This is a genomic window from Shewanella sp. 10N.286.51.B7 (genome assembly GCF_002873615.1).
Taxonomy (GTDB): Bacteria; Pseudomonadota; Gammaproteobacteria; order Enterobacterales; family Shewanellaceae; genus Shewanella; species Shewanella electrodiphila.
In genome coordinates this window covers 1-11,902 of the sequence record NZ_MCUF01000057.1, presented here as the reverse complement: position 1 = coordinate 11,902, position 11,902 = coordinate 1, and the positions used below count along the sequence as shown (strand labels likewise).

Here is an 11,902-nt window from a genome sequence, read left to right as displayed (position 1 = left end):
ATTAATATTACTTTTATTAATCGCTGATTATACAAAAACCGGAATTGTTTTATCGCACTCTTCACTTAAACTAGACACTTTATTAGTATGTTTAACTAATATACATGTCACGTTATCACGTGCATTTCTCACTAGCGATGCATGTAACAAAGCTAAACCTGAGTCAATAATGTTTTCAGACTGAATGATTCTTTGAATTTCGTTATCGTTAAGTTCTTTGTTTAGGCCATCGCTGCATAAAAGAAAGATATCACCTTCATTTACTTTATCGCTGCGATAGTCAATGTCCAAATGGACATCTACGCCTACTGCTCGTGTGATGACATTAGCCAAGGGGTGAGTTTCAGCTTCTTCAGGTGCAAGTATACCTTCGTCTACCATGTCATTGACTTGGCTGTGATCTTTAGACAGTTGAGTTAACTGTTGTTCTCTAAACCGATATACTCGGCTATCTCCAACCCATAACATATGATACTGATCATTATCTAACCACAGCACAACCACGGTACTACCGGCGACTTTACCTTCAAACTCAGTTTCGCTCATTTGCTGTAAAATACGATTGCTGTTCTGCAAAGATGATTTCAGTAATTCGATAGTGATTTCATTTGGCTCAACCTGTTCCAATGATTGTTGAATTCCGTCAATAACAGTTTGGCTTGCAACATCACCAGCTGCGTGACCACCCATCCCATCAGCAACAACCCAAACGCCTAAATACGGCAATTCTAAAAATGCATCTTCATTAATTTCTCTTATTGTACCCCGATGGGTCAAAGCATGACTTAAGTGCACGTATGTTCATCCTTATTAAGTTCGGCCATATTCCAACTAGTTTGCTTCCATTGTCCATTTAGCATCGAGATGAATTGGCTCACCTGCGGCAAGCCTTCTGTAATAATGACACAAGGCTCAACATCAGCAGAACCTTCTGTCCACCAAATACTGTAGCGATTAAATTTACGCTTATACTGTTGATCCAGTAATGACAATAATTCAGGGCTTTGACTACCAGTAAACACCCAAGCTGTTTTGGTTTGATCCTCGGACTCCACTTCAGAGAATGAATACTTGTCCATTGATACTGTTAACGTGTTATCAAGTAATTCAATTAACCAAGTGTCTATTGCAGTGTCATCCTCTAATACCGATAAAATGTGCTGCTCAAACACTGGGGAACAAGTGTTATCACACCAACCTCTAAGTGCAGATTGAGAATGAAAACCCGCAACTGTAAATGGATAATGTCTGCCGACCTGATCCACACTCGGTATAACAGTGCCTATCACCGCCTCTTCACAACATATGCCTGCCGATAAGGAGAAATTCCATATAGGACTTGTAAGGTAATAATCTAGCCACTCATTTGCGGCTTGCTCCTTACTTACGGCAAGCACAGCTTGAAGCCAATCATTCCAATTTTTCAGAAAGTCCTGATTCAAATGTTGTTGAATAAAATCTCCTTTAGCAGGGATTTTTCCACAATAACCAATACTTTTTAAAGGTTCGCAGGACATCTAAATGTCTCCATATTTGCCATCCAAAATGGATTGTTCACACTATTAGCAATAAGCTTTAGTTCAGCGTTATATCCACTCAGGTTAATCATCAATTTTCCGTCCTTTTTAGTTTGAGGACGCTTATTACTCAACTCATCAAGTAATTTGAAGAAAGACCATTCACCTTCATATTTCATATTAATTGAGCGGCCACCATTAGGGGGCGAGAATGCGATGCGCGTTTCGTTGTTTGCACCTTGGCCAGGCCAAATAAACATTTCCTTTCTGGTTGGGCCATGTTGATACTTAAGCTGTTGATTATCCATTTCTAATAAGAACAAGCTGACACTTCGGTCTAATAACTGAGGCTCCAGCGAGAAATTGATTTTAGGACGTTTACTACCAGGCTCAAAAAAAGCTTCTTTAATCACTTCAGCACGTTGATACATAATCAACACATCATCTTGAATGCCAATATTTCGAATGAATCGCCACGGCTTTTTACTGGTATCAACATGCATTGCTAAATATTGATCCCAAAACTTATCGAGTGTGCCGCCATAGCCAAAGAATTTACTGAAGTCATTCAATCTCACATCAACTTTAGATTTACGATTAAACGGGTAACGTCCATCAATCGCGCCTTTAAACTCAGCTAAAACCTGCGAACGCCAAATACCATTAAAGCGTTGATTTTGATTTGATTTGGCAAAAGTACGTGTTTGATATGCAACTCCACCTAGCCAACCTTTCACTGGATGTGGAAGATCAATTAATTGTTCTGATAGATTGCTGCCCATTTGAGCAAAACTTTCTTCTACAGATTGATTCATCACGTTACCGCGAATATCTGACTGCAACATGAGTTTGGCGTAGTTACGGTTAAGCGCTCTGAGGGTTGTTTGAATTTTATCGACATCAGTTAACTTGATTTCTATAAGCTCTGCAAACGCCACTTCAACTTCTTTACCTGGTAATTCCACATCTAATTCAATCGCGGTATCAGGTAACAAACGATTTAACTGCGCTTTTTTAGAACGAAAAGCAACATCAGTAACATTGCCAGCCACTTCAGATGCCGCTTTTAAGTTATTGGATTCCATGGGCAGTTTTGTCAATTGCACATTTTTTTGCACTGCTGCAATAATGGTTTTAATCGGTTGATCTGGACTTGCTAATGCTGCAGTAACTCTTTCAGCTTCCTCGAGAGTCGAGTAAGGTTTAACCGTAATATCACTTAAAAAGTCTTCCCAGTAAAAAATATAATCTCGAATATACTTTCTCTCAAGATCAGCTGTTAAGCGGTTTCGTGCTTGCTCGTCTAAATTTGCTAACTCATCACCATAAACCCAACTATCTGCCGTTAAGTTTTTAATAATTTTATTTTTCTCAATATTAAAAATGCCATGGAAGCCATTGAAGGTGTATAGGCCTGGAATACCTTGATTAAACTGACGTCCACTTCCAAAAACTAACCCATCTAAACTGTCAGAACTGAGGATATCGACCAATTCAAAATCTGGAATACTGCTTTGCGAATAGTCACTTTTTAAACGCTGATACGCACGTTCAACTAGGGGTAACATGGTTAAATTGGCCCTAGCACCACCAACAACCATGTCGTCATAGTTGTCGCCCCTAATCCCTAAATTAAGTAAGGTTTCAATATGAAGGTTAAGCTGTTGGCGTACTTCAGCGTTTACATTGCCGATCACATTGCGGTCAATGTAAGCAGAAAACCAAATCTTAATGTCTTCAGCTTGATAGTACTCAGGTAAATACAACATTAAATAGGTTTTTAATGTTTCATAGAGATAATTAAGGTGGTGGCCATTAGCATCCATTTCTTCACTGAGAATAGATAGCATTAAAGGTCTTAAGTGGGACTCAAGTGCCCTTACATAAGCGGCTGTCGCTGGCTGCTTTAATTTATCGCCTTGATAAAGCCCTAATGTATGAGCATCTTCCGATTTTTCAGTACCATAGCCAACAGGTAAATCTCGAATAATCGTTAAGCCTTTCGTTAAAGTGACAATATCCGTCTTAGAAGACAAGCCACCTTGGGTAACGTCTTCATATTTAGCAAGCTCTTGGTAAGTATTGTCTATCAGCTGTCGATTCCAGTCGTAACTCTCCCACCAAAAATAACTCGCGACTAAAGTGACCGAAGCAGCAATAGCTAACGATGCCTTTCTCAATAATTTGTTTTGGTTAGTATGTTTTCTGTTGCTTGAAGCGAGGTCTTTTTCTGGAAAAACAACATCTTCTAATAAACGTTTTATAAAGTAGCTTCTTACTTTGCCATTGGAACTTGCCTTGGTTTTACTTTTAATCCCGCTCGATAAATGAGTTGAAAGATGATCTATCGGTGTGCCTTCTTGTGTGGCACTCGTCAAGTAAACCCCACGAAGTAACGGTGCTTCTTCGTATGCATTTGGTGCAAAGATTTCTTTCAAAAAGTCATCTGCCGAGCTTTGTAACAGCCTTAATTGCTTAGGAAACTCGTAAATCGCAGCTCGACGTTCCAAATCTCGCTCATGCCTTAATCGGGTATTTAATCTTGCGTTTAAAGTCAGCAGTAAATGATGAAACTCTTTATTGAATGTACTAACAATGTCAGTTTCTTCATCCACATCAAGTGGGAAAGTTACGCCCCAAATTTGCTCACAGTCTTCCTTTGTTAAATCATCAAAAAACTCGTTAAAGCCTGCTACTAAATCCGATTTAGATAACAAAACATAAACAGGAAACGTCATGCCTAATTGGTTTTGTAGCTCCTGTAAACGTTGTTTAATCGCTCTGGCATGCATGTTACGTTCGGTTTTAGTCTGGTTAAGCAATTCAGACATTCCCATACTAATAATCACACCATTAATAGGCCTAATTGGACGATACTTTTTCAGTAAGCCCAAAAAGCCCTGCCACGCTCTAGAATCTTGTTTTACATGACTATCTTGCGTGGTATAGCGACCTGCGGTATCTATCAACACGGCTTTGTTAGTAAACCACCAATCACAATGACGTGTGCCGCCGACGCCTTCAATCATATCCACACCCATTTTTTCTTTTAATGGGTACTCTAAACCTGAATGTTGAATAGCTGTCGTTTTACCACTACCTGGGGGGCCAATCATGATGTACCAAGGGAGCTCGTAAATACTTTTATTCTTTGTCAGTTTAGTCTGCTTTAAGATGTCTAAAGCTTGGGTCATCTTATTTTGTAGAACATCTATTTCGTTTTTAACGAGATCATCACCAGAAACCGTTTCACCCTCACCATTAATGAGGCTATCTACCATTTCATCACTTTGTTTTTTATTTTTGACCTGCTGCATAAAGTGCAGCCCACCCCAAATGATGACAATGACCAATAGTACGATCACTCTCACTGCTGTTGATGCAAGCGGTTCATAACCAGCAATAGCCACTAAGGGGCCACCAAACCAAATCAATAACGCTAAACATGTAAATCCAATGATTGTGATAACCCATTTGGATTTAAAAATATCGACAATCCTTTTGCCAATTGATTTTGCAGACATTATTACAATTCCTTTGTGTAATGCTAAAACAGTAAGTCTATTTCGATACGACGATTAAATGCGCGGTTTTGCTCACTGTCATTGGCAACTCTCGGTTCTGACTCGCCTCTTCCTTCTGGCCATAAACGACCTCGTAAAGACGCATTTTGAGCCAAAACATTACCTATTGAAGTTGCTCTTGCTAGAGATAGGTGCCAGTTAGAAGGGTATTTTGAGGTAAAAATAGGTTCATCGTCAGTATGACCTGTAATCAGAATTTTCCCTGAAGTGCCTTCAAGTGTTCTGGCAATTTTTGCCAGAATAGCTTCAAAGTCAGAACGAGGCTGAGTATTACCTGATGCAAATAACTCCCCCGCTTCAATTCTAATTCTCACCCGATCGGTTAACTGTTCAACTTCTAATAAGTTTTTAGAAATCTCAGTTTGTAATAACTGCTGCAATAACAAGGCTTCATCGCGACTGATCAACTGTTCTTCAACGGTGTCTTCCCATGGCACGATACTGGTAAGTTGCTTATAAGCTGTTGATGAGTAATCATTAATGCTGTATCTAAATCCTAAGTAAATAAACAATAACAACACACCAAAAAGCGCACCTATAACCCACAATGGAAATGGCTGTTCAAAGGTTTGGTTTGAGGCTATGTTCTGTCGCCAAGAAGGTGACAACTCACGATGTAAATCATCTTTCGTCGATTGAATCACCAAAAATGTTCTTTCTCTTAATGCCTCTAACTGTTGATCACCTTGTGGCTCAACGCGCATCTTTCCAACAAATCCAAGGGTTAAACATAAATACATTAACTCTAATAAATTACACTTTTGTTCGGGCTGTCTTAATGATGCATCGAGTAATGTATAAAAGTACTCACCACCTAAGGTTTCATTATGAAAGGTTGATAATAAACTGTCGGAGGCCCAGTAACTTTGTTCCCCCCAAGGTGAATTCAATACAACTTCATCAATGAAACAACACAAACAGTAACGCGCAGACTTTATATCTTCTGCACTCACATCAGCGCTTCGTAGTTGCTGCTCATAATTTTTAATTAACTCAACACAATGAACTCGTAATGTATCAATATCGTCATGCTGAGCACTGGTGCGCAATTGGGTACATATCGATAATAATGTTCCTGCAAAATCAACAATCGGATTTTGCGCTAAACTTAACACCGCACTTTGTGCACGGTTATCAAATTTGATTTCTTGTACCAATGTTTTCTGACTGTCATCATTAACTTTGGGTTTACTGGTTGCTAATCCAGCCCCTCTCCCAGGGCGAGGTTTAACAATAGTTTTATCTTCCACAACAAATATCCTTATACATTGTGTTTATTACGTGTTGATAGCCCAAAGCTCTATCTGTAACTCAGGATATGCACCTGAAATATGCATAGCTAATCCACCACTAGATTTCAGTTTTACCCAATGACTGTTATTTTTATCAAGCTGAAAGTAGTGATAACCGGCATGATACGGCACTTGTCGTGGTGCTATTGGTAAGGTTGAGATACCGATACCCGCCAGTTGGTTATTGACTAATTCTCGTATCGTTTCTACTGAACCAATTTTTATTTGTGATGGCAGCCTTTGGCGAAGCTCCTCACTCGGCACGTTCGCTTTCACAGCCAGAATAAAGTCTGCATTATCAAGCATGCTTTTATCTGAAATGGTGGCAAAATATACGCCGAACTTGGTCTTTTCTAACGCAAACTCTGTTGCACTTTGTTCAAGAACAGTACTTAAACCATGGTTGGTAATCACCATCACATTACTGAATACATACGTAAGATTGTCATGTTGGTAGATAGGAAATTTAGGCGGGCGTTTATCTGGGCTACTAAACGTAGCTAATTCACCAGAGAATGACAGCAAAGAGCAAAAAAAGGTTTCAGGGTGAACATGGCTAACTACAGAGTAATGTTCAAATATAGGTTGATACTTATTCAACAATTGCAGCATTAAAAAGTCTGCAATCGAACTTGAAGCACTTTGGGATTGATTTAATCTGCCAGCGATAGCATCTGCTCGTTGCTGGATCATGCCATTGATTTCGGTATTTATATTTTGCAGGGCTTTAATGTGGGAAATACCGGTACAGGCAGGAATAAACTTTTTATCAAGTTTAACAACACCTTCATCAGAAACATCAATGACTCTTGCTATCGCTATGGATACATAGCCTGAACGGTCTTCACTTTGCAATTTCAATCGACAATCTAATTTGGCCACCTGCAGCACTTCTGTAGCATCAGAGCCAAAACTGGTATCCACAATATTATGATCATCAAACACATATCTTGTTATTTGATTTTGTTCTTCCGACGAAATATTAAGACTGTTACTTTTAGATACAGGCAGAACAATATAAATCAGTTGATCAATGGTACCAGCAGGAATCGAAATCGCTTTAGGTAAAGGACTTTGCTCTGGTAATAATGCCAGCGTGTGATCCTGGAACATACATTCAATTCTGTCTAAACCAAATTGTCCTAGGGGTAATAATCCATGATTCACTTCAAAGCTGCTCACTCCCCACGCAAAAGGGTTAAGTTTATTGACCGCATGAGTTTGCTGATATTGTAAGAATCGCTCTTGTTGTTGCATGTGTTGTGGACGCAGGAACATCCCTTCCGTCCATGCTACAGGACTAAAATCACTCATAATTTCCCTATTATATAATGACGTTCAATGTCTTTATTTTTATTCTATAAAACGTTAATGCAATTTCTCTAAACCAGAAAGCTTCATCAAAAATGCATTATTGTTCAGAGTTATAAACGGCTATTTTTTCGATATTTATCGTAATACTGTCATAGCCTGTAGGATCAACTTCAACCACTGAACGCCAGCGCGATGAGTCAATATCACGATACGCGACAACGACACCGACATAACGGGTATTTGCCCCTAAAGACATTGGGTACTCACGAATTTCAGAAGGCTGAAGTTCTAACTGATCTTTGCGTATTAAATCTGGGCCTAATACAGACTCAGCATCTTCATATAAAGTAAAAAAGTCTTGGGTATCAAAAATGGTTCTTGAAGACAATTCGAACACTTTTACCACGACCGGTGATGGACGAAGGTTAATATCAGGATTAATATCTTTACTGGCTTGAAAAGTAATATCCGTATAAGGCGGTACAACAGCATTAATCGTTTTGCAGCCAGTGCTGAATAATAGCGTGCAGACCAAAGCAATATAATAAATACTAATTTTAAGTTTCATTTTACCGTTTCTCCCTAAAGTAATTTAAGTTTACTGTCATATGCTTTCACGAAATCATCTGATAACGCTGCAGAATTATCTCTCATGAATTCATTTTTATAATCTTGATGTAAGCTTTTGTAGACTTTCCATTGTCTTGTTTGCTTTTGACCTGGCAACATATCAGTTATCGTTTGACTCTGACTTTTTTGCTCTATCGCCTGAGGGTCTAACTCATTAAGTAAGCCTTGCAATGCACCAATGGTGCCGGCAGTTAAAGCAATATCATGCTTGCGTCCGTCATTGAAGGCTTCAGTAATCGCCTGCTGTGAAGACAAGAAACTCGCGCTGTTACGTAAGAATAAATTTTGAAATACATCATCAATATTGGCCGAAAATTTCAACGGATTATTTTCTCTTTGTTGAAATGTCGTCTGATTAATTCTGAATTCCATTTTAAGCTGAGAGCGTTGACGCAAAGAATCCATTAAACCTGTCAGCATTAAATGCATACTTTGGCCTAATTCCAGCATTAACGATTCATTCAGCACTTTGCCATAGTCTTGTTCATCTACCCCTAACCCTTTAAAAAAAGCTTGAGTGAGAGACGTTACCGGCTGAACTTGTGTATTAGCTTCTTGTGCTGGTGTTGTACGCGGCGTGCTTCGAGCAACGGGTTTGACCTGAGCTTGCGGCGCCGCTTGAGGCCTTGGCGTTTCCACTAAAGGTTTAGCAGCAACTGTTGGAGTCGCTGCTGGAGTGCTTTTTTGCTCAAAGAAATCCTTATCCCATTCTTCTGGGATTGTAGATTCTGGTGGCTTAAAGTGATCCTGTAGGTCGGCATTAACTTCAGATAATAGTGCTGAGTTTGAACTCGCTTTACCTAATAATTCTTGAGCATCAAAACCAGTAATATCATTATTAAAATCGTTGTTAAAAGCAGGCTCACTCGAACTAATAACTGCCTCTGCAGGTAAAATGTTCGATTGCTGAACTCCAGCAGACATATGCCCATTATGAGCCGAGTCAGTTGCCGAAATTAGCTTCGCACTGACCTCATAGTCACCGAAAGTTAACAAATCTTCGTGCTCAAGCTTGTGGGCGGCACCCGAACCTAGCGCTTCAACAGCACGATTGATGAATAAACCATTAGTTGATAAATCTTCGATGTAAAAACCATCATTTCGTTTAGATATTTGAGCATGCTTACCTGATACCACTTTATCAGGATCAGGCATATGCCAATCGCAAGTCTCAGACCTTCCTAAGCTCAAAACATTACCAACATTAATAACCTTGACCTGCTCGGGCGATAGTCTGTGATAACTTACAATCTCTAACGTTAATTCCATTTTATTACTCGTCTCATAATCCATTAAACTTAGTCACGTTCACCAACATATTTATAAGCGTTGTACGCCATTCAAACGTTCATAAAGCTCATTACCGCGGGCAAATAATTCACGAGCAGTTTTTAAGTACTGTTTTTCTAAATAGATATTCGCTTGACGTAAAAAAGAAGCCGCTAAACGTTTCTCAAGAGTCAGTAAGGGTTCAAAGTCGGCAGGCATACTTGTCGCTAAAATGGCTACTTCTTTGTCAAAAGCATGCAGTTTCTTTGGTTCATCAATAAGATCAAGTTGTTCTGTAAGCACCTTGAACGTATCACGATAAAATACCTCGGCAGCTTCATAAGGATATTCAGCAGCAGAACCACTTTCAGTATCACGGTTGAAATCATTAAGCTTTTTAACAGCAACACGCATTGATGCACCATATTTCAATAATGGTTCAGCTTCAGGACTTGCTGAAAAAACAACTTCTCCAGTGGTAATAAGTGCATTGATTTGTTCAACATCACGAAGTTTTAACGCCTGCTCAAATGAAGAAGTATATAAAACTAACGCCTCTTCATTAGGCATATACTTAAATTTAGGCTCTACGAAAGCTAAACCTTCTACAATCAACTTAATATTGTTATCCCCAGTCTCGTTATAGCGAGATTGCGACAACAACACAGTCAGACGATCAGACAAAGAATCAATGACTGATTGTTTACTTCGCTTCATCTGATTATTGATTTGCAACAACCTCACAGAGTCGGGGTAGTAACGGCTAATGTCTGCAATTATTAACTCAATTTGACCGTAATTTTGATATAAGCCATTGTCACTTTTAGGCACAGCTGCTATTTGCTTTTCAATTAAATCCAAGACTTCGATTTGATGTTTTCTCAATAAACCATCGCGGATCAAATTTTTCTCGATCGGAAGACCATCAATTTGCTCAAATAGCGTCGAGGCAGTGATAAACTCGTATGCATCAGACTCATTTTTGACTTGCTCATTAGCTGAAATGATATTTTCTAAATCGCCAATTTTTTGTTCAGAAGCTTGATGCATCTGAAAACCTACAACACCAATCAAAGCAGCAGCGGCTAATGAAACAGGCACAGGCCAGGTCTTACTTTGAAACTTGGTGATTAATGATTGTATATCGAGTTCTCTTTGCGCTTTATGAATCGCTAAGCCTTTTTTTAAGCTTAACCAAAGGCGAAAACTGAGGTGTTTTGGTTTAGTCAGTTTTTGTTTGTTGGTATCGACTTCGTTAGCAGCGACTCTTAAATATGGGTGTTTACTTGTCAATAATTCATAGGTTATACAAGAAAACGCAAAAACATCATCCGCAGCACATGCTTCTTCGCCTAAAAGCTGTTCATAGCTTGCATATGCAGGGGTATAACCCGTTAAAGAAGGATCAGAATCGGCTTCAGCTAATGCGTACTGATCTACGTTTTGCTGAAAGTTTTTAGCAACACCAAAATCAAAGACTTTAATGTCACCCTTTCGAGTGAGAAAGATATTGGAAGGTTTTAAATCGGTATGAACAATCCCTTGCTTGTGTGCATAAGACAGAGCCGAGCCAATCTGCTCAATGATTTGCATTGTGCCTTTAAAGTTAATGCCCGATGGTTTAGAGCGCTTGATGACCTGCTCTAATGTCTCACCATCTAGCCACTCCATGACCATAAAATGGTAAGCATCATCGCTATCCACATCATAAACACGAATAATATTTGGATGGGAAAGTTGCTGTGTTTGAATAGACTCTTTAATTAACACTTGCTGCGCCTCAGGTGCATCAGCAAATTCCGATAATAATACTTTTATTGCCACAAAAGGCTCAGAAACATTAAGTGATTCGAGGTATAAATCTTTTGCTCGATATATGTCACTCATGCCACCATGGCCAATTCTAGATTCAATTAAATAACGTTTTTTCAAACATTTTCCAATCAAATTAGTTTTATTCTCAATTGTTTTAGTTTGGTTTATTCCAGCCACAAAAGTTTTATCATCAATTGATGGGCTCGATTCTTGACACTTATCCATAAGTACAGGTTTATCCCTAAATATAATCAAAAGGTATGTAAACTAACTACCTAGTAATAAAAAAACTATAATATGGTGCAGCATCGCATATAAAAAAACAACATTTAAAATAATTACAATTAATTTAAATTACCAATCAAACAAAACAAACACACCCAATAGTATGTACTAATAACGAAAGTAATCATTAAGTATGTTGTGATATTATTTTTTTAATAAACAAACGCTAAAATTAATGTAATTACTATTGACCCGC

8 protein-coding genes are annotated in these 11,902 nt (G+C 38.7%); all 8 read right to left on the bottom strand.

The window, feature by feature from the left end:
* Positions 1-27: 27 nt before the first annotated feature.
* The gene (locus BCU84_RS15410; RefSeq protein ID WP_102528963.1) at positions 28-795 is read right to left on the bottom strand and encodes a protein phosphatase 2C domain-containing protein; all 768 of its coding nucleotides are present in this window, start codon (positions 793-795) and stop codon (positions 28-30) included.
* Positions 786-1,517: a type VI secretion system-associated protein TagF gene (gene tagF / locus BCU84_RS15405; RefSeq protein WP_102528962.1), complete on the bottom strand. Its 732-nt coding sequence runs from the start codon at positions 1,515-1,517 to the stop codon at positions 786-788. The genes BCU84_RS15410 and tagF overlap by 10 nt, the downstream gene beginning before the upstream one ends.
* Positions 1,499-5,041 (bottom strand): type VI secretion system membrane subunit TssM, encoded by a 3,543-nt coding sequence (gene tssM / locus BCU84_RS15400; RefSeq protein ID WP_102528961.1) that lies wholly within the window; start codon positions 5,039-5,041, stop codon positions 1,499-1,501. Before tssM ends, tagF begins: the two co-directional genes overlap by 19 nt.
* A gap of 23 nt (positions 5,042-5,064) precedes the next feature.
* Positions 5,065-6,351, bottom strand: coding sequence for a type VI secretion system protein TssL, long form (gene tssL / locus BCU84_RS15395; RefSeq protein WP_102528960.1), 1,287 nt, complete (start codon positions 6,349-6,351; stop codon positions 5,065-5,067).
* 27 nt (positions 6,352-6,378) lie between these two features.
* Positions 6,379-7,707 (bottom strand): type VI secretion system baseplate subunit TssK, encoded by a 1,329-nt coding sequence (gene tssK / locus BCU84_RS15390; protein WP_102528959.1) that lies wholly within the window; start codon positions 7,705-7,707, stop codon positions 6,379-6,381.
* 97 nt (positions 7,708-7,804) lie between these two features.
* Positions 7,805-8,275, bottom strand: coding sequence for a type VI secretion system lipoprotein TssJ (gene tssJ / locus BCU84_RS15385; protein WP_102528958.1), 471 nt, complete (start codon positions 8,273-8,275; stop codon positions 7,805-7,807).
* A gap of 14 nt (positions 8,276-8,289) precedes the next feature.
* Complete coding sequence (gene tagH, locus BCU84_RS15380; protein ID WP_157936232.1) at positions 8,290-9,606, bottom strand: type VI secretion system-associated FHA domain protein TagH; 1,317 nt, start codon at positions 9,604-9,606, stop codon at positions 8,290-8,292.
* A gap of 51 nt (positions 9,607-9,657) precedes the next feature.
* Positions 9,658-11,538: a serine/threonine-protein kinase gene (locus BCU84_RS15375; protein WP_157936231.1), complete on the bottom strand. Its 1,881-nt coding sequence runs from the start codon at positions 11,536-11,538 to the stop codon at positions 9,658-9,660.
* Positions 11,539-11,902 lie beyond the last annotated feature (364 nt).

What these genes read in the sequence shown, in the direction of transcription:
- tagF (WP_102528962.1), bottom strand. Translation starts at nt 1,517, where the DNA reads ATGTCCTGCGAACCTTTAAAAAGTATTGGTTATTGTGGAAAAATCCCT.
- tssM (WP_102528961.1), bottom strand. Translation starts at nt 5,041, where the DNA reads ATGTCTGCAAAATCAATTGGCAAAAGGATTGTCGATATTTTTAAATCC.
- tssK (WP_102528959.1), bottom strand. Translation starts at nt 7,707, where the DNA reads ATGAGTGATTTTAGTCCTGTAGCATGGACGGAAGGGATGTTCCTGCGT.
- tssJ (WP_102528958.1), bottom strand. Translation starts at nt 8,275, where the DNA reads ATGAAACTTAAAATTAGTATTTATTATATTGCTTTGGTCTGCACGCTA.
- tagH (WP_157936232.1), bottom strand. Translation starts at nt 9,606, where the DNA reads ATGGAATTAACGTTAGAGATTGTAAGTTATCACAGACTATCGCCCGAG.